This is a genomic window from Desulfuromonadaceae bacterium, assembly GCA_019429445.1.
Taxonomy (GTDB): domain Bacteria; phylum Desulfobacterota; class Desulfuromonadia; order Desulfuromonadales; family JAHYIW01; genus JAHYIW01.
Window position 1 is genome coordinate 16,906 of sequence record JAHYIW010000028.1, and the last position, 19,227, is coordinate 36,132.

The window sequence follows — 19,227 nt, forward strand, 5'->3', positions numbered from 1 at the left end:
TTACAGTTTTGCCTTGACTTCTTCTATTTCAAAAAATTCAACGATATCACCAACCTTAATGTCATTGTAATTTTCGAGGCCAATACCGCACTCGTAATTGGTGGCAACTTCGCGGGCATCATCCTTGAATCGTTTCAGAGATGACAGTTTCCCGGTCCAGATAACAACATTGTCACGTAACAACCGTGCATGGGCATTGCGGATGACTTTGCCGTCAATCACATAAGAACCGGCAATCGTCCCCACTTTCGAAACACTGAATGTGTCACGCACTGTAGCGCGGCCCAGATAGCGTTCTTCAAGTTTCGGAGCCAGCAGCCCTTCCATGGCATCACGCACGTCGGCAACGGCATCATAAATGATGTTGTAGAGACGAATATCGACCCCTTCTGTTTCGGCCAGAGAGTTCGCCTTCACTTCAGGGCGAACGTTGAAACCAAGCACAATGGCATCTGATGCCGCGGCCAGAGTCACGTCACTTTCGGTAATCCCGCCGACTGCGGTATGAATCACCACCAGGCGACAGGCGTCAGTTGACAGCTTCGCCAGAGATTCGCTGACGGCTTCAAGTGACCCCTGAACATCAGCCTTGATAACAACCTTGAGTTCCTTGACATCGCCCAGTTGAATTCGCGCGTAAAGCTGATCGAGCGATATCTTGCTGTGCTTGGCCAGTTCCAGTTCGCGAATTTTTTGTTGACGGTGCTGCGCAACATCGCGTGCCGTCTTCTCGTCATCAAGCGCATTGAGGGTGTCTCCGGCATCAGGGACACCGGTCAGGCCGGTGACTTCAACCGGACAAGACGGTCCAGCTTCCTGAAGCGGATTGCCGCGATCATCCAGCATCGTACGCACACGACCAAAATAGGCTCCGCCGACGATCGGATCGCCGACCTTCAACGTTCCTTCCTGAACCAGAATGGTCGAAACCGGCCCGCGACCCCGGTCAAGACGGGCCTCGACAATTGTGCCACTGGCGCGTTTTTTGGGGTTCGCCTTTAATTCAAGAACTTCAGCCTGGAGCAGGATCATCTCCAGCAATCCTTCCAGATTGGTTCTCATTTTAGCGGAAACTTCGGCAAATATTGTCTCGCCCCCCCACTCCTCCGGGACCAAGCCAAATTCATTCATCTCCTGCTTCACCCGATCCGGGTTCGCATTCGGTTTGTCGATTTTATTCACCGCGACAATAATCGGCACTCCAGCTGCCTTGGCGTGGTTGATGGCTTCTCTGGTCTGGGGCATTACCCCGTCATCCGCAGCAACAACAACGATAACAATATCTGTCACCTGCGCACCGCGGGCACGCATGGCGGTAAACGCCTCGTGACCTGGCGTGTCAAGGAATGTAATTTTACGCCCGTCAAGCTCAACCGAATAGGCACCGATATGCTGGGTGATTCCACCGGCCTCGCCATCGGTCACATTGGTGAGGCGGATAGCATCAAGCAGACTGGTTTTGCCGTGGTCAACATGCCCCATGATCGTCACTACCGCAGGGCGCTCTTCCATGTCCTCGATCTTTTCTTCCTCGACCCCCTTGATGCTCGAATGCTCGATAATACTTACTTCATCAAAGGCCACATTCTCAACTTCATAATTAAATTCAGACGCCAGCAAGGCGGCAGTTTCGTAATCGAGAGGGTGGTTAATCGTCACCATCGAACCTTGACGTATCAATTCACGGATCAACTCGTTGGCCTTAACCCCCATCCGCTTGGCCAGTTCGCCAACGGTAATCGATTCGGAAATCTTGATAACCCGCTTGATCGCCTTGGAAACAGTAATCTCGGTTTTCTTGGTCTGTTTGGGTGATCGGCGCGCTTTACGGTGACGATCACCGCGATCCGGCTCATATACCTCACGACGTGTCTTGCGGGGGCCACCCTCAAAATCAACACCGGGAGCACCCTTTGCTTTACTCTTCCTCTTTTTCGAACGTTTACTGTCCTTCCCCTCAAGCTCATCGGTCGGAACCGGCATATTAGAGGGAGGGCCGGCAGGTCTGCCACCAGGGCCGGCAGGTCTGCCACCAGGGCCGGCAGGTCTGCCACCAGGACCGGCAGGTCTGCCACCAGGGCCGGCAGGTCTGCCACCAGGGCCGGCAGGTCTGCCACCGGGACCGGCGGGTCTGCCACCAGGACCGGCGGGTCTGCCACCAGGGCCGGCAGGTCTGCCTCCAGGACCGGCAGGTCTGCCTCCAGCGGAACGTTCATGACGTTGCGGAGGCGGTGTCGGTTGCGGCAATTCGACCCGTCCAAGGATTTTTGCATGAGAGGAAGAGGGTCGCTCTTTGGCCTTTGCAGCGGGAGTTTTGGTTGCGCCCGGATCCGTTTTCTGCGTTTTCGGTACCGTTTCCGAAACTTCAACAGCAGTCTGAACATCCGCTGGCGGTGTCTTGATTTCAACCACAGGTTCAGAAACAGGGGCGTCTCCGACCGATTTCTTGACGGGCTTTTTCTCGGTAGCAGCGTCCTTAGCCGGAATCGTCGTCAGCGTTTCATCAATTGACGTTCTTTCTGCCGCGGACTCATCAGCGGTCACTGGTGTTGCTGCTTCTTTCGGTGCGGCAGCTACCGGTGTCTCAACAATTGCTTCATCCGGCGGCGGAACTTCGCGCCGACGTCGACGAATGATCCCTGAATTGATACGCTGTTCTTCTACTTTTTCGACCTTTTCCACGCTGTGTGCCAAGATCTCTTCCTTGACGCGCTTCACGTCATCAACCTCCAAAGAACTCGCCGAGGTTTTGGCGGGGATATCCAGTGTTGCCAGTTTTTCCAGCAACTCCTTGTTTTCAATCCCCAGTTCTTGCGCCAGCTGTTGTACTTTGATCTTGCCCATTAATGTACCTCAAACTCCCGAAATCGCGTAACTTCACTCAATATACTTGCCGTTAAATCATCAGACTTCAGACCGACGGCACTGGTTTGTGACTTTCCACAAAGCGCTCCAAGCGCCACTTTTTCCATTAATCGAAGCACCGCGATTTTGTCTGCGCGTGCTACGAGTTTTTTTTCTGTGGCGGCTGATGCGTCAACGGTAATGATCAGCAAGCCAAGCCGTTTTCCGTGGCGCAAGGCATCGTCCACCTGATTTGCGCCGATCAATAATCGCCCCGCTTTACGCGCCATACCGAGCAGATTAATCAGTCGCTGCTCGATGATACGCCCGATCGTCGCCTGCAACTCGACCGAATCGACCGTCAGTATAGCATCGCGAAAGGCCCGCTGGAATCCTTTACGACTCGCTGCCTGCGCAACACATTTGGCCGTGCAGCAGGTATATGCCCCTCGCCCCGGAAGCTTCTGGCGATAATCAACCACCAGTTCCCGCGTCGGCGACAGCACATAACGGAGCATCGTTTGCTTGTCGGCTGAAGTGCGACAGGCAAGGCACATGCGTTGTGGCGGATGCTGACGTTCTGACAACCGGTTATTCCCCGCTGGCACTTCCGTCGCTTGCTGCAACCGGCTCATCAGCATTTAGCGCAACACCGGCCTGATCAACACTTTCAGCCAGAACATCGAGTTTCCACAATGCGCGAAGAAGTTCGGTGCGGTTCATGTTGCTGCGCCCTGAAACCTTGTGGACTTTTGCCAGCTCATAGAGTTCATCGCGACCGTAGCCGGAGTACAACGATGGGTTGAACAACACCAGTGACGCATCATCGGCAGTGACTTCCTGCGCGTCATTGTTATTGTCATTGCCATTGTCATTGTCAACCTCGGCAGTGGCGGTCTCGCCCGTAACCGCTTCTTCGACCGGGATAACGCCCATTTCCAGCAGTGCTTCGAGCATTTCTTCGCGATTCATACCACTGCGCCCCGGCAGCTTGTGCTCTTTCGCCAGTGCATACAACGCGTCGCGCGTATAACTGGCGTAGGGAACAGTGTCCTGGGTCTCAACGGCGGCTTCTTCTCCAGCCTCTACTTCTGCTTCTGCTTCCGCTGCTCGCGTTTCACTCTTGATATCAATCTTCCAGCCGGTCAGGCGCGCAGCCAGGCGCACATTCTGCCCCCGTTTGCCGATTGCCAACGACAACTGATCGTCCGGCACGATAACTTCCATCGTTTTTTCATCATTATCGACATAAACTCGCGCCACCTCGGCCGGAGCCAATGCTGAACAGGCAAAGCGTGCCGCATCGTGCGACCAGGGAATAATGTCGATCTTTTCGCCACGCAGTTCGCTAACAACATTTTGCACGCGCGACCCGCGCATCCCCACGCATGCGCCGACCGGATCAACGTCAGGGTCGTGAGAAACCACCGCGATCTTGGCCCGGCTGCCCGGCTCGCGAGAAACCGAGATAATTTCAACGATCCCCTCGGAAATTTCCGGCACCTCAAATTTGAACATTTCCGTGACCATCCCCGGATGTGTCCGCGATAGCACCAGTTGCGGACCCTTGGGAGATATTTTCACATCGGAAAGATAGGCCCGGATGCGATCGCCCTGACGGTAATTTTCACGCGGAACCTGCTCTCGATTCGGTAAAATCGCTTCGGCACGACCCAGATCGATGATCAGGTCGCCATGCTCATAGCGTCGCACAATGCCGTTAAACAGCTCTCCAACGCGATCCTTGAATTCATTAAAAACCCCCTCACGCTCAGCTTCGCGAACTTTCTGAATGATCACCTGCTTGGCGGTCTGCGCAGCGATGCGACTGAAATGTGTTGCATCGAGTTTCATCCCGAGGGAATCGCCAACCTCGACATCGGGGTCAATCTCACGTGCTTCCTCAAGGTCGATCTCCTTGTAGGAGTCGAGCACTTCAGCAACGACGGTAACAAACTCAAAGAGTTCTACTTCCCCCATATCGTCATTAAAGTGCGCTTCGAGATCGCGCGTATTACGATATTTTTTATTTGCCGCAGTAAGAACAGCCGACTCTAAAGCTTCGACCAGTACCGAACGATCGATACCCTTATCTTTGACAACCTGATCAATAATGTGGTTAAGGTTGACCACCATTCTCTGAATCCCCCTGTAACGTTCTTGACGGTGTGCGCTGACGCGACATTCCGGTTGAAAAATCCTCTTCGAGACGGGCAGACTCGATCTCACTCAACGACAGTGTAACGATCCCGCCCTGCTTATCCTGCTGCTCAACACTGACGACACCGTCTTCAAGGCCAAGCAGTTTGCCGCTAAAAGTTTTGCGGTTATAGCCACGACCGTCCGGATCGATCCCCTGCTGAGTCAGTATTTTGACCAGTTGACCGGTAAAGCGGACGTAATCGGCAGCTTTTTTCAGTGGACGATCCAGGCCAGGAGAAGAAACCTCCAGACGATAAGCCGGGGCGATCGGATCTTCGACCTCAAACAGTGCACTGATTTCGTAACTTGTTTCAGCGCAGTCGTCAAGATTGACTCCGCCGTCTTTATCGATAAAAATCCGCAAGGCCCAACTGTGCCCTTCGCGGGCAAACTCCAGATCGACCAGTTCCAGTTCCTTTTCTGCCAGTATCGGGAAAATCAATTGTTCTATTTTTTGCAGATCAACCATCAAACTCTTACGTCCCAAACAAAAAAAAGTGAGCTGAAAAGCCCACTTTGTACGGTAGCACAAAGATTAGCGGATTTATAACACAGCCGCCCCGATGATGCAAGGAAAAATACGTGCGGCAAGACGATCAACCCATGAAAGTACGAACGACTTTGACAAGCTACGGTCCGCGCTCGGCCAACCAGATAGCATGCAGATCACCCTGATTATCTTGCTCCGGCACGCGACACTGCTGCACGATAAAACCAACCTTACGCAATCGTTCGCGAAAATTGCGCGATGGCCCCGCCGACCATACCGCCAAAATCCCCGCCGGGCGCAACGCCGTATAGGCCTCTGTCAGTCCGTCGGTGGTGTAAAGCCAGTCGTTCTTTTGACTGGTAAAGCCGTTGGGACCATTATCGACATCAAGCATAATCGCATCGAACCCCTGACGCTCTCCCCGGATCAGCTTGGCGACATCCCCGACCTTCACCGTTGTCCGTGCATCTTGCAAGGGATGGCCGGCGTGATCGCCGAGTGGACCACGATTCCAGGTGACAATCGCTGGCACCAGCTCTGCCACCACCACCTCGGCGGTGGGCCCGAGATGACGTAACGCTGCTGCCAGGGTAAACCCCATCCCCAAACCACCAACCAGCACCCGTGGCCGGGGACGTTTCCTGATCTTGCGGCAGGCCAGCTCGGCCAGAGCATCTTCTGATTGATGCGCCCAAGTATTCATCAACACCCCGCTCCCGGCTACGCTGATGGAGAATTCCGCTTCGCGCTGATAGAGCTGCATGTCGGCCCCGTCCCCCGGAATTTTAGCCGTTTCAACAAGCTCCCATCCTTCGAGGGCGTCATCAGTTGAAGCTGTCATCAGATCACAATTTCCTGATCTTGAGCTACCGCGTAGCAGATCATTTTACTGCCGGTGCGAGCGATAATTTCATGACAGTCGGCCACAATCGCATCAATTTCAGCATCAGTCCGATCCTGATTGTGATGAAAAATACCAAATTGCTTCACCCCGGCCTCCATCGCCAACTGCAAAGCCTTGCGATATCGGGAGTGCCCCCACCCTCTGGTGCGCGTCTCATACTCCTTGTCAGTGTATTCAGCGTCATGAATGAGGAGATCAGCACCTCTGGAAAATTCGAGGTAGTCGACGTATGATTTTCCGTCGGGATGTACAAATTCAAGTTCATTATCTGTCAGAAAAACAAAATTCTTGTCATCTTCGGTCAAGCGATAACCGAATCCGCCGTTGGGATGACTGAGCAGAATTGCATCCACATCAATCCCGCCGATCTGAATCGGCACCCCACTCAGATCATTGAAGATAATGTCAGCAGAAACACCATCAAGATCGACCGGAAAGTAAGGCGCTTCCATCGTGCGTTCAATAATTTGCCGAACGGTCTCCTGCGCATGAATCGATCCGTGAATCGAAATGCGGGTTTTCTTGAAGTAGAGCGGTTTAAAAAAAGGGAAGCCGAGCAAATGATCCCAGTGCGCGTGGGTGAAAATCAGGTCAAATTCGCTGCACCCCTCCGCCATCGCCTTGTTTCCCAAACGGCGGATGCCGGTACCGGCATCGATTACAATGATCCGTCCGTCCTGACCAGTGATTTCCAGGCAGGTAGAATCTCCCCCAAACTTGACATGATCCCGTCCCGAAACAGGGATCGATCCGCGTGAGCCCCAGCAGCGAATTTTCATAACACCACTCTCTTTTCAGTCAGACACACATGACAGGGTTAAACCCGATCAAATATTCGCAAATAACAATAATTATTTCAAGGTATTATCACAGCGATGGCGGCAGTGAAGCGTTTCAGCTTAGCGCTCCAGCGGGTCAACCATCCCGCCCAAAGCAAGAACCAGCCGCCACTCTTCAAGCGTGACAGGCTGCACCGACAGCCGATTCCCTTTACGCAGCACGCCCATTGCGGCCAGATCGGGATGAGCCCGTAAATCGTTACGGGTCAGTTTTCGTGTCAGTGGAATGACATATTGCACATCAACCATCACCCAGATCGGATTTTGAACTGTTGCCCTGGGGTCAAAATGCTTTTCGCGAGGGTCAAGCGCAGTATGGTCCGGATAGCCGGTGCTGACGATTTTGGCAACTCCGACAATCGCCGGATCTTTGATATTGCTATGATAAAAAAGCACACCGTCGCCCGGCTGCATGACATCACGCATGAAATTACGTGCCTGATAGTTACGAACGCCGTCCCAGCAATCGGTGCCGTCAGGGCATTGTCTCAAATCAGCAAACGAAAAACAGTGTGGCTCCGATTTCATCAACCAGTAGTGACGTGGTCTGTTCATTTTTCACCTTTTTTACATTTATTGATTTCGGTCAAGGATAACAAACTTTATCGAGACTAGATTAACTTAAAATTGATGGCGTCGCAAAAAGTCCGCCCTACGGCGTTACGCTGGTTTTTCAGGACCTCGACCTACCTGATGTAGGCCTTCGCCCCTGAAAAAACACCAAGCCTTGTAGGACGAAATTTTTGCTTAGCCATCTCATTCTTTTTTGCGAGTGCATCAAAATTGCTTCAAGTAAAAACCAGTGCTTAAAATCGACAAATGTTCGTCCAATCGTTGTAATTCAACCACGATCGGATAAAATTCTGATTCGATCAAACCAACCAAAGGAGATGAATCATGTTTTGTTACCAATGTGAGCAAACGGCCAAAGGCACCGGCTGTGACAAAATCGGCGTTTGCGGCAAACAACCGGAAGTTTCCGATCTGCAGGATCTGCTGGTTTTTGCCCTCAAAGGGATCGGTTTCTGGGCAAACATCGCCCGCGCCAAGGGGGCCAGTGACAACGCCATCGACCGCTTTGTGATCGAGGGCTTGTTTACCACCGTCACCAATGTTGATTTTTCAGATGCAGCGATTGCCAAAATCATTCGTGAAGCCGTCGCCATGCGTGACAAAGCCAAGGCGCTGGCCGGTGGATATGCCGGGGCCATCCCGGAAGCTGCCAGCGATTGGCAGCCCGGCACAACGATTGCCGACATGGCAGCGCAAGGTGCCCGCCAGGGGGTGATCAATAAAACGATTGATCCCGACCTCAATTCGGTGCAGAACATCATCCTGCTCGGCCTCAAAGGATATGCCGCTTATGCTGATCATGCCTTGATCCTCGGTCGTGAGAGCGAGGAAGTCTATGCCTTCACTCACAAGGCACTCGCCGCCCAGCTCGACCCGACCCTCGACCTTAACGCACTGGTCGGTCTGGCACTTGAAACCGGTCGTATCAACCTGCTGACAATGGAACTGCTCAACACGGCTCACACCGATAGCTACGGTCATCCGGTACCGACTCCGGTACAACTCGGCACCAAGGCGGGTAAAGCCATCCTGGTCTCCGGCCACGATCTGAAGATGCTCGAAGAGCTGCTCAAGCAAACCGAGGGCAAAGGGATCAATATCTACACCCACGGTGAGATGCTCCCCGCCCATGGTTATCCGGGATTGAAGAAATATAACCATCTGGCCGGCAACTATGGTGGTGCCTGGCAGGATCAAGCCAAGGAATTTCCGGCATTTCCGGGAGCAATCATCTTTAATACCAACTGTATCCAGAAACCGGCCGACAGCTATAAAGACCGCCTCTTCACCTGGGGCCTGGTGCAGTGGCCTGATGTCAAACATATCGACGGCTGGGATTTCTCGGAGGTGATCAAAACAGCCGAGGCGGGCGCGGGCTTCGCCGATAATCCGGGGCAGGAAATTCTCACCGGATTTGGTCACAACGCGGTCCTCAACGTGGCGGACAAGGTGATTGCCGCGGTAAAGAGCGGCGATATCCGCCACTTTTTCCTGGTCGGCGGTTGCGACGGTGCAAAATCAGGGCGTAACTACTATACTGATTTTGCCGAGCAGGCCCCGAAAGATACCGTTATTCTCACGCTGGCATGTGGTAAATATCGTTTCAACAAACTCGATCTCGGCGACATCGGCGGTATTCCACGCTTGCTTGACGTCGGCCAGTGTAACGATGCCTACTCTGCGGTGCAGATTGCCGTTGCTTTGGCCGGTGCCTTTGAATGCGGCGTCAACGATCTGCCGTTGAGTATGGTCCTCTCCTGGTACGAGCAAAAGGCGGTGGCAATCCTCCTCACCCTGCTGCACCTCGGGATCAAAGACATCCGTCTCGGACCCACACTCCCGGCGTTCATCACCCCCAACGTGCTCAACTTCCTGGTGGAGAACTACAACATTCAGCCCATCGGTGAAAGTGCCGCAGCGGATCTGAAAGCGATTCTCGGTTAATTGAGCTGACCTGACACACGACAAAACGGGCGCGACCATAACGTAACGGTCGCGCCCGTTTTTTTTACACTGACATAGACGATAGATGTTTGTCAGCTCTTGCTGCGCTTAGTTGGGATGATACATGAACTTGAACTGGCGTTTCTTGCCATCGACCAGTTTACTCCCGACTTCCAGGGTGTACATCGTCCCGCCACTGAGGGTAATATCGGCTCCAAACTGTCCTTCCATCGGCATCAACCGTACCGGTTCACTCTTGTCGCCACTACGTTTAATCACCCGCACCGCGACCGATCCGCTGTCGATCACTGCACCGGTTGTTTGGTTAACAAACATGACCATAAGGTGATGGGTTTGCTCCATTCCCATCTTCGACATAACCTTGCTGACATCCTTGAGGTGCGCAGTGGCGGCAACCCCGTCAACAACGACTTGCGGCAGCATAATCATGTCAGCCGACATTTTCATACCTTCCATACCCTTCATGTCTGCGTGGTTCATCCCTTCATGGTTCATCGCTTGCGCGGCCAGCGGCAGAGCAATCAGCAGTGCCAGGGTAATAACGATTTTGCGCATGTTCTTCATGATGTTTCCTCCGTGGTTTGTGTTGTCAGGTCGCTCCTGATTCATTCGTGAATCTCCTGCATTGACGTCGGTTCAAGCTCTCTTTTCAGTGTCATGCCGCGCCACATAAAATAAATAACCGGAAAAACAAGGAGCTCCATCAGCCCTGAGGTAATCACCCCGCCGACCATTGGCGCGGCAATCCGTTTCATGACATCGGCCCCGGCGCCGTGACTCCACATGATTGGCACCAAACCCGCGATGATGACGCAGATGGTCATGATTTTGGGGCGAATCCGTTTGACGGCACCGTGATGAATCGCCTGGGTGAGGTCGCCAAAGTTCTGCATCCGGCCATTTTTCACCCACAGATCATAGGCCAGATCGAGGTAGAGGAGCATCACCACCCCGGTTTCGGCCGATATACCGGCCAGGGCGATGACCCCGACCCAGACCGCTACCGAGGTGTTGTAGCCAAGCAGGTAGAGGAACCAGAAGCAGCCGACCAGCGACAGTGGTAGGGCGAGAAAGATGATCCCGGTTTTGATCAGGCTCCGGGTATTCGTATAAATAATAACCAGGATCACCAGCAGGGTCAGCGGAATGACCACTTTCAGCTTGGCCGCCGCCGCCTGCATGTATTCATACGAACCACTCCAGACAATATTGTAGCCGACCGGCAGGGTGATTTTCTCTGCGATGATCTTTTGGGCGTGGGCAACATAGGTGCCGACATCAGTCCCTTTGAGATCGACATAGATCCAGGCGGTGCGCCGCGCGTTTTCGCTCTTGATCCCCGGCGGCCCTTTTTTGATGTGGATCGTGGCCACCTGCGATATCGGGATATGCTTGCCCCCGGCAATCGGGACCAGCACCCGTTGCAACGCCTGCAAGTCGTTGCGATAGTCGCGCTGATAACGAATATTGACAGCATAGCGCTCCAGCCCCTCGACTGTCTGGGTGACGTTCATCCCGCCGATGGCACTCTTGATGATATCCTGAACATCGCCAACCGTCAGGCCGTAACGCGCCACCGCTTCCCGATCGATAGCGTAATCCAGATAGTTGCCACCGACCACCCGTTCGGAAAACGCACTCAATGTTCCGGGAATGTCTCTGACAATCGCCTCGATCTCTTCACCAAGCGCGGACAGGACTTCCAGGTCATCGCCCATGATCTTGATGCCGACCGGCGTTTTGATGCCGGTCGCCAGCATATCGATCCGGGTCTTGATCGGCATGGTCCAGGCGTTGGTCAAACCGGGGAACTGAATAGCCTCGTTCAACGCGGTCTTCAATTCCTCAATGGTGATGGTCGACTCTTCGGGCCAGATCCAGCGCAGCGGTTTTTTGAACAGTTCCCAGGAATCGGACCAGCTGCTGTAGAAACGCTCTCTGGGGAGCGTGCGCCATGCGTCTTCCGACTTGAGCATGATGGTCGTTTCGAGCATTGACAACGGCGCCGGATCGGTGGCGGTTTCAGCCCGGCCGACCTTGCCGAAGACATGATGCACCTCGGGAAACTGCCTGATGATGCGGTCGGTCTGCTGCAACAACTCCTTGGCCTTGGTGATTGAAATCCCCGGCAAAGTGGTTGGCATGTAGAGCAGATCCCCCTCATAGAGCGGTGGCATGAATTCGCTGCCCATCTGCTTCAGCGGAATGATGCTGGTCAGGGTAATCGCCAGCGCGACAACCAGTACCGGCCAGCGCCACTTGAGAACAAAATCGACCACCGGATGATAAAGACGGATCATGATCCGGTTGATCGGGTTTTTGGCTTCATCAGGGATTTTTCCCCGGATGAACCACCCCATCAACACCGGCACCAGGGTGACTGACAGCAGCGCTGCGCCGGCCATGGCGTAGGTCTTGGTGTAGGCCAACGGCTTGAACATCCGCCCCGACTGTTCCCCGAGGGCAAAAACCGGCAAGAACGAAACGGTGATAACCAGCAGTGAATAAAAGAGCGCGGGCCCTACCTCTTTTGAGGAATTGGCAATGATCTCCCAGTGCGGCAGCTTGCCGCGGTCGCGTTCGAGATGCTTGTGGCCATTCTCGATCATGATGATCGCCGCGTCGATCATCGCGCCGATGGCGATGGCAATGCCGCCAAGGCTCATGATGTTGGCATTGATCCCCTGAAAATACATAATGATGAACGCAAACAGAATCGCAATCGGCAAGGTGACGATCGCCACCAGGGCACTGGAAAAATGGAACAGGAAGATGGCCGTGACGATGGCCACAATGATACTTTCCTCGATCAGCTTCTCGGTAAGCGTATCAACCGCGCGTTCGATCAGCCCGGAGCGGTCATAGACCGTCTTGATGGTGACGCCTTCAGGAAGCCCCGCCTTGAGCTGCTCCAGTTTGGTTTTGACCGCCGCGATGGTATCGAGGGCGTTCTCACCGACCCGCATGATGACCACCCCGCCGACCACTTCGCCCTCACCATCCAGTTCGGCCAGCCCCCGCCGCAACTCGGGACCGATGGACACCCGGGCCAGATCGCGTACCTGGATCGGCGTACCACGGCTGTCGGTACCGACGACGACGCTCTCGATGTCCTGAATCGATTGCAGGTAACCCAGCCCCCGCACCATGAATTCGGTCTCGGCCATTTCGATCAACCGTCCGCCGACATCATTGTTGGAGCGCTGGACCGCTTTTTTGATCTGCGGAATGGTGAGATGGTAGGCCAGCAACCGGTCCGGATCGACTTCGATCTGGTACTGTTTGACATAGCCACCGATTGCAGCAACTTCCGCAACCCCCTTGACGCTGGTCAACTCGTAGCGCAGAAACCAGTCTTGTAGCGAACGCAGTTCCTGCAAATTGTGCCGGTCACTTTCCAGAACATATTCATAGACCCAGCCGACGCCGGTCGCATCCGGGCCAAGACTTGGCGTCACTCCGGCAGGGAGGCGTCCGGCAGCATAATTGAGATATTCGAGCACCCGCGAACGGGCCCAGTAGAGATCGGTGCCGTCGTCAAAAATAATATACACGAACGACAGGCCGAAGAAGGAATAGCCGCGTACCGTTTTTGCGCCGGGAACGGCCAGCATCTGGGTGGTCAGCGGGTAGGTGATCTGGTCTTCAACAACCTGTGGGGCTTGTCCCGGAAACTCGGTAAAGATGATCACCTGCACATCGGAAAGATCGGGAATGGCATCGATCGGCGTGTTGAGCATGGCATAGGTGCCACCGACAACGATGAACACTGTCAACATGACCACCAAAAACTTATTATAGATCGACCAATCGATGATTTTCTCTAGCATATCAGTCCCTTATCCGCAAAAAATATTTCACCCTCTGCGGGGTTATTTGAAAAGATCATCAAGTTTTTCAGCTGACGTGTTGGCGGGCTTATCGTCCGAAAACAGATCATCAGCGGTGGCGTCAGCCCCCTGCCCCGAGCCGGTCTGTGGTGGTGGGTCCTTGCGTTTCAGCATTTTGGCGATGGCTTCACGCAGCTTGCTCTCCGAATCGAGCATGAACTGGGCGCTGGTAACGACCTGTTCTCCCTCAAGCAACCCTTGCACGATCTCGATATTTCCCGCTTCGCCCTGCAATCCGGTTTTGACTTGACGCGGTTCAAACTTGCCGTCGCCCAGAGCCACAAACACGGTCTGTTTCTCTCCGGAATGCAGCACCGCTTCGACCGGAATGGTCAGGGCGCCCGCCACGCTCTCCGATTCGAGCCGCACATTGACGTACATATCCGGTTTCAGGATAAAGTCAGGGTTTTTGAGTTCGAAGCGGGCCTTGACGGTGCGCGTCTTCGGTTCAACATACGGATAGATATAACTGATGACACTTTCGACCGGCTCACTGCCGACATAGGGCAAGATAATCTTCCCCTGCTGACCAACCTTGACCCAGGGCATCTCATATTCATAGATATCGGCATACACCCAGACCTGAGAAATATCGGAGAGGACCAGCAGCTCCATACCGCTTTTGATAAACTGCCCTTCCTTGACCATTTTCATCGTCACAATGCCGTCGTAGGGCGCGTAAAGGGTCAAGTTTTTAACCACCTCGCCACTTTTTTCGAGCCGGTTAATCTGTCGGCTGCTGATATCCCAAAGCGCAAGACGTCGCCGCGAGGCGTCAAGCAGGCGGTCGGCACTCTCGGCAATCGAAGGGAAAGGTGACCGCGAAAGGGATAATTTATTGTTGAGGGCGAGCAGAAACTCTTCCTGCGCACTGACCAGCTGCGGGCTGTAGATGTCGAGCAGCTTCGCGCCTTGTTTCACGAATTGCCCGGTTTCGTTGACATAGAGTCGTTCTACCCAGCCGTCGATTTTACTGTTAATGGAAAACTGCCTTGATTCATCATACGTCACCGTGCCGACCGTCCGAATCGTCCGCGTCAGGTCGTTGCGGGTCACCGGGGCGACGCGCACCCCCATATTCTGCGACGTCACCGGATCGATGGAAATAACCGTACCGGTCGCGGTCTCATCTTCGTAAACCGGGACAAGATCCATCCCCATGGGAGATTTGCCCGGCTCATCGCGGATATAGGTCGGATCCATCGGTGCCGCCCAGTACTTGATCTTGCGCTCACCGGTCGGCTTGGCTGCTGCTGCTGCGCCGGTCGCTTTCACCGGGGTCAGATCCATGCCGCAGATCGGGCACTGCCCCGGTTCATCGGTGATGATCATCGGATGCATGCCACAGGTGTACTGCTGCTCGGCGGCATAAGCAGTCCCAACGTGCTGATGAGCAGGGGGCAGCGAGGCACTGCCGAGGACCAGTGCCGTTCCAAGGAGTAACGATAAAATCAATAAACGTGGACGCATTACAGCTCCTTATTGGTGGACAAATCGAGATTGCCACCGACGGTGGCTTCGAGCTGGGCGAGGGTGCGCAGGTAGTCGGCCGTGGCACGATGGAGCCCGAGTTGATAACGGTCAAGGGTCAACAGGCTGTCAAGCAGACCGATAAAGGTCAAATCTCCGACCTGATAGGCGATCAATCCGACATCGATAACCTGTTGGGCCTGGGGAATGATGCCACTGCGGTAGAGCTCGATCTGGGTCAGATTCTTTTCAATTTGCGCCTGATAATCGCGCACGGTCGCCCGTAAACTGTTTTCAAAATCTGTCCGTTGACGACGCGCCAGCGCTGCTCCATCTTCCGCTTCGGCGACTGCCGCAACCCGTTTTTTGCGATAAATCGGCAGATTGATACTTACCCCGGTGCTGATGAAATCGGTGCCGGAAACGCGGTCCCCTGGAGCCTCATCGCGGAAACGATAGCCAACCCAAAGATTGAAGTCAGGGTAAGAATCAAGGGACGCGAAACGCCGTTTAGCACCGTAGCTGTCGATCAATGCCTGATATGCGGCAAACAGCGGACGCTGCTGACGGGCAACCGCGTAGAGCGCGGCGGCGTCGATCTCGACCGGGTGGATGGCCAGTTGTTCAGGCACGTCAATATCGCCCTCATCCGTCCCGATCAGCCTGCGCAGTTCTGCCGCAAGAGACGCCTGTTGTTGTTGCAAGGCATAACGCCGGTCAAGAAATCGTGATTGTTCGAGCTGTGCTTTGAGTACATCCTGTTGCCGACCGCTGCCGACCGCATAACGGGTTTCCGTCAACCTGGCAATATCGCCGAGCAGGAGCAGGGTGCGCTCGGTGACATCAATCGCGCGCTCGACATAGTAACGCTGGTACCAGACTGATTTAATCTTGCCCGCCAGCTGCAAACGGGCATCTTCATAAACGCCCTGGTACCACAGCGCCTGGTGCCGCGCCGCTTCTCCCTTTGCGGCCAGCTTGCCGGGGAACGGAAAAGCCTGATCAATGCGTAAATCGTTACCGGTCATCGGTGTCTCGTCGCTGGCCAGCGAGTCGATCGGATAGCTGGAAAACGCAAATGAAAGCTTGGGATCCGCGAAACTCTCTGCCTGGTCAACTTTTTTCCCGAACATCTGCCAGCGCGCCTTGGCGGCCTGTAATTCAGGATTGCTGAGCAGTGCACTTTCGACCAGATCATCAAGTGAACGAGCCGCGAGTGCCGGTGTCGTGATGAGAAACAGCAACCCGATAACCAAAACATGTATGCTCTTCTTAACGTGATTCATAACGCGACGTATCCCCTGGTTTTGATCATCTTCCTCTAACGTGTAACATGGGCATCTATACAGCACGCCCTGTGCCGATCAAAAAATGCATTTATTTTCAGTAGATTAGATCATAGCGCAGATACACCATTGATCAATGTAAACAATAGTCTACAACTCTTTTGATGAATATTCTACACCTGCGCTCTGCTGCCGCATGCCGGACAATAGTGCCAAAAGGGGTAGAGACGCAGCCCGCAACCACACTGCAGCTTCCTTTCGCGAATGACACGAGCTCTCTTCATCAGCAGTAAAATCACCACCATGAGCAGGTTAAGACTGAGCAGGACATAACCGGGGAGCCCCAGAGTCAGCAAGGTGTGCAACGTACAACGACCGCAACTGAGCGACCACACATTATAACCGGTGACACTCACCCCGACCACCAGGGCGCAAAGAAGAATCAACCGGGAGCGGCGCTTCATGCCTTCACCGCCAGTCGCGGACAGTACGCGGCGCCCCGCAGACGACGCAGTAACGATAGAAGACCGGTAGATGCTTGCCGCAGACACAGGTCGTGCGCAGCAGTTCCTTGCAGCGGGGGCACAGCAACCAGTCAGCATCGACAGTGAAGTCACAGCCAGGACATTTTCCTGACGGAGGTTCAGTCACTTCGTTGCGGCGATCAAGTTCTTGCCCGATGGCAATGACCAGCAATGCAAGTATCAGCAGAAAAATCAGCAGCATCAGGGCACCGGTTCACATTCAGGAGGCGAGACAGTGCTGCCCGGCAACACGATCATCGGTCAGTTTGCCATCATGCAGATGAATCGTCCGGTTGAAATAATCGAGGTTCTCAAGGTTATGCGTGACCATGACAATCGTCTGGCCCTGGGCATTGAGTCCCGCGAAAAGCGCCATGATCTCGCGACTGGTTGCTGAATCGAGGCTGCCGGTCGGCTCATCGGCGAGTATCAACGGTGGTTTATTCACCAATGCCCGGGCAATTGCCACCCGCTCCTGTTCCCCTCCGGAAAGTTGACTGGGCAGATGGTGCATGCGGTGTCCGAGACCGACCTGCGCCAGGGCTTCTTCCGCCAGGGCGTACTTTTCTGCCTTGGGCAACGCCTTGACTGTCAACGGCAGCAGCACATTTTCAATCGCGTTGAGATATTCAATCAGGTTGAATGACTGGAAAACGAAACCGATATATTCACGACGAAAATCGGCCAGCCGCTCCCCCGGCAGTTGATAAAGATCAATCTCATCGATCACCACTGAACCGGATGTCGGCTGCGATAATCCGCCAAGAATTGTCAAAAAGGTACTCTTGCCGGAACCAGAGGCACCGACGACCCCCAGAAAAGATCCTTCAGCGACACTGAGATCGATGCCACTCAAGGCCGCGACACAATCTGCTTCGCTGGTATATTGCTTGGTTAGCGCATTTATCTCGATAAGGGACATATCAGCTCCTTCATTTAAAGTGCCCGCAGGGCTTCGGTCGGGTCCATTCGACCGGCGTGAAGAGCGGGGTAGATGGTTGCCAGACAACCAACCCCCATCGCCATGACGATCGCCCCGACTGCCAGCAACGGATGCCACATCCAGGCATGTGAACCTTCACCAACGAATGGTAAAACCAGCCAGGTCACGGTCATGCCGAGCAGATATCCGAGCACGCCGGAAAAAAAACTGATCGACAGGGATTCAATCAAAATCAACCGCATCACATCACTGCGACGAAAACCCAGTGCCCGAAAAATTCCGATCTCCCGCGTGCGTTCGTTGACCGAACTCATCATCGTCACAAAAACAACAAGACCGCCAGTCAGGACAATGACACCCCCAACCGCAAAGGAAAAAAGTCGAAACTGCTGCAAAGCGTGCATCCGGGTCTTCACCACCTGCTGAATGGCATTGACCTCGGCATCGGGCAGCACGGAACTGATCTGTTTGACCATATCTTCGACCGGACAATCACCGCACAAAGCGGCAACCTCAACCAACGAAACAATCCCCTCTTTCCCTGACAGCGACTGAGCCGCGCCGATGGTTGACAGCAGCAGATGATCGTCCTGTGATCCGGTTTCATTGAGAATGCCGGTCACGGTAAAGTGCCGGTCGCCGATATCAAGGCCATCCCCCTGCCGCAACCCCAGCCTTTTGGCAACGGCGTTGCCAGCGACCAGTTCGTCTTCGCTACGCAGAACACGCCCTGCAACGGACCACCAGCGCTTGAGCTTAAACTCACTTTCCGGGCGGATCCCCATCAGCAGGACTCTTTCCCCTTTTGCCTGAACCGCACTGAGCGATTTGGGCGCAACCAGAGCAATATTGCGACTGTTTGGAATCGTACTTAACTTGCTCAGATCGGCCTCACGAATTTCTTCCTGATCGACGGTAATCCCGCCCAGGTTGATTGCGCCGTAAGACAATGATAGTTTGTCAATGCGTGGCGAGATAATAATGTTGGCCCCAAAATTTTCCATCTTGTGCTGTGCCTCGGCAGTGAGTGCAGAGGTCAGAGAAAAAAGGGTCACGACCGTACCCACCCCGAGGAGCAGGCCGATCAGCAGAAAAACAGCCCTCCCCTTGCGCCGTCGGAGATTATTCAGAGCAATCGTAGCGAGTGTCATGGGGGTACCTCTAGCGTGGCAAAGGAGTGAAATAGTGACGGCCCTGCTCCAGAGCGGCCAACTGAATAACGACGCTGTCGGCGGTTATCTTCCTCTCCAGCGGGACGGGATTGCATCCGCCCTTGACTTCATTGATGCGATTAACG

Annotated in this window: 16 protein-coding genes and 1 pseudogene; 1 reads left to right on the forward strand and 16 read right to left on the reverse strand. The window is 54.2% G+C overall.

Annotation, left to right across the window (positions count from 1 at the left end; all coding sequences use genetic code 11):
* The 7 genes and pseudogenes from infB to K0A93_11390 all read right to left on the reverse strand — a co-directional run bounded on the left by infB (position 1) and on the right by K0A93_11390 (position 7,834).
* A complete protein-coding gene (gene infB / locus K0A93_11360) occupies positions 1-2,844 on the reverse strand; it encodes a translation initiation factor IF-2 (GenBank protein MBW6512687.1) in 2,844 nt (947 codons plus the stop codon).
* Positions 2,844-3,485, reverse strand: coding sequence for a DUF448 domain-containing protein (locus K0A93_11365; protein ID MBW6512688.1), 642 nt, complete (start codon positions 3,483-3,485; stop codon positions 2,844-2,846). The genes infB and K0A93_11365 overlap by 1 nt, the downstream gene beginning before the upstream one ends.
* Before the next feature lie 454 nt (positions 3,486-3,939).
* A pseudogene (gene nusA, locus K0A93_11370) lies at positions 3,940-4,980 on the reverse strand (transcription termination factor NusA).
* Complete coding sequence (locus tag K0A93_11375) at positions 4,964-5,515, reverse strand: ribosome maturation factor RimP (protein ID MBW6512689.1); 552 nt, start codon at positions 5,513-5,515, stop codon at positions 4,964-4,966. The pseudogene nusA and the gene K0A93_11375 overlap by 17 nt, the downstream one beginning before the upstream one ends.
* 160 nt (positions 5,516-5,675) lie before the next feature.
* Complete coding sequence (locus tag K0A93_11380) at positions 5,676-6,377, reverse strand: hypothetical protein (protein ID MBW6512690.1); 702 nt, start codon at positions 6,375-6,377, stop codon at positions 5,676-5,678.
* Positions 6,377-7,219, reverse strand: a complete 843-nt coding sequence (locus K0A93_11385; protein ID MBW6512691.1) for an MBL fold metallo-hydrolase — start codon at positions 7,217-7,219, stop codon at positions 6,377-6,379. The genes K0A93_11380 and K0A93_11385 overlap by 1 nt, the downstream gene beginning before the upstream one ends.
* A gap of 120 nt (positions 7,220-7,339) precedes the next feature.
* Positions 7,340-7,834, reverse strand: coding sequence for an EVE domain-containing protein (locus K0A93_11390; GenBank protein ID MBW6512692.1), 495 nt, complete (start codon positions 7,832-7,834; stop codon positions 7,340-7,342).
* Positions 7,835-8,176: 342 nt separating this feature from the next.
* Here K0A93_11390 and hcp point away from each other — a divergent pair, with 342 nt between their 5' ends.
* Entirely contained in the window at positions 8,177-9,796 is a 1,620-nt protein-coding gene (gene hcp, locus K0A93_11395) for a hydroxylamine reductase (GenBank protein ID MBW6512693.1), read from the forward strand.
* A gap of 108 nt (positions 9,797-9,904) precedes the next feature.
* Here hcp and K0A93_11400 read toward each other — a convergent pair whose 3' ends face one another.
* The 9 genes from K0A93_11400 to K0A93_11440 all read right to left on the reverse strand — a co-directional run.
* Positions 9,905-10,381 (reverse strand): hypothetical protein, encoded by a 477-nt coding sequence (locus K0A93_11400; GenBank protein ID MBW6512694.1) that lies wholly within the window; start codon positions 10,379-10,381, stop codon positions 9,905-9,907.
* Positions 10,382-10,422: 41 nt separating this feature from the next.
* Positions 10,423-13,647 carry a CusA/CzcA family heavy metal efflux RND transporter gene (locus K0A93_11405; protein ID MBW6512695.1) on the reverse strand — a complete coding sequence of 1,075 codons (3,225 nt, stop codon included), beginning with the start codon at positions 13,645-13,647 and terminating at the stop codon, positions 10,423-10,425.
* Between the two features lie 42 nt (positions 13,648-13,689).
* A complete protein-coding gene (locus K0A93_11410) occupies positions 13,690-15,177 on the reverse strand; it encodes an efflux RND transporter periplasmic adaptor subunit (GenBank protein ID MBW6512696.1) in 1,488 nt (495 codons plus the stop codon).
* A complete protein-coding gene (locus K0A93_11415) occupies positions 15,177-16,463 on the reverse strand; it encodes a TolC family protein (GenBank protein MBW6512697.1) in 1,287 nt (428 codons plus the stop codon). Before K0A93_11415 ends, K0A93_11410 begins: the two co-directional genes overlap by 1 nt.
* A 173-nt stretch (positions 16,464-16,636) precedes the next feature.
* Complete coding sequence (locus K0A93_11420; protein MBW6512698.1) at positions 16,637-16,927, reverse strand: hypothetical protein; 291 nt, start codon at positions 16,925-16,927, stop codon at positions 16,637-16,639.
* 4 nt (positions 16,928-16,931) lie between these two features.
* On the reverse strand, positions 16,932-17,189 hold the full coding sequence (locus K0A93_11425) for a hypothetical protein (GenBank protein ID MBW6512699.1): 258 nt from the start codon (positions 17,187-17,189) through the stop codon (positions 16,932-16,934).
* Positions 17,190-17,207: 18 nt separating this feature from the next.
* Positions 17,208-17,909 carry an ABC transporter ATP-binding protein gene (locus tag K0A93_11430; GenBank protein ID MBW6512700.1) on the reverse strand — a complete coding sequence of 234 codons (702 nt, stop codon included), beginning with the start codon at positions 17,907-17,909 and terminating at the stop codon, positions 17,208-17,210.
* A 14-nt stretch (positions 17,910-17,923) separates the two neighbouring features.
* The gene (locus K0A93_11435) at positions 17,924-19,081 is read right to left on the reverse strand and encodes an ABC transporter permease (protein ID MBW6512701.1); all 1,158 of its coding nucleotides are present in this window, start codon (positions 19,079-19,081) and stop codon (positions 17,924-17,926) included.
* 10 nt (positions 19,082-19,091) lie between these two features.
* The coding region (locus K0A93_11440) for a DUF2318 domain-containing protein (GenBank protein ID MBW6512702.1) at positions 19,092-19,227 on the reverse strand (136 nt) is incomplete at its 5' end.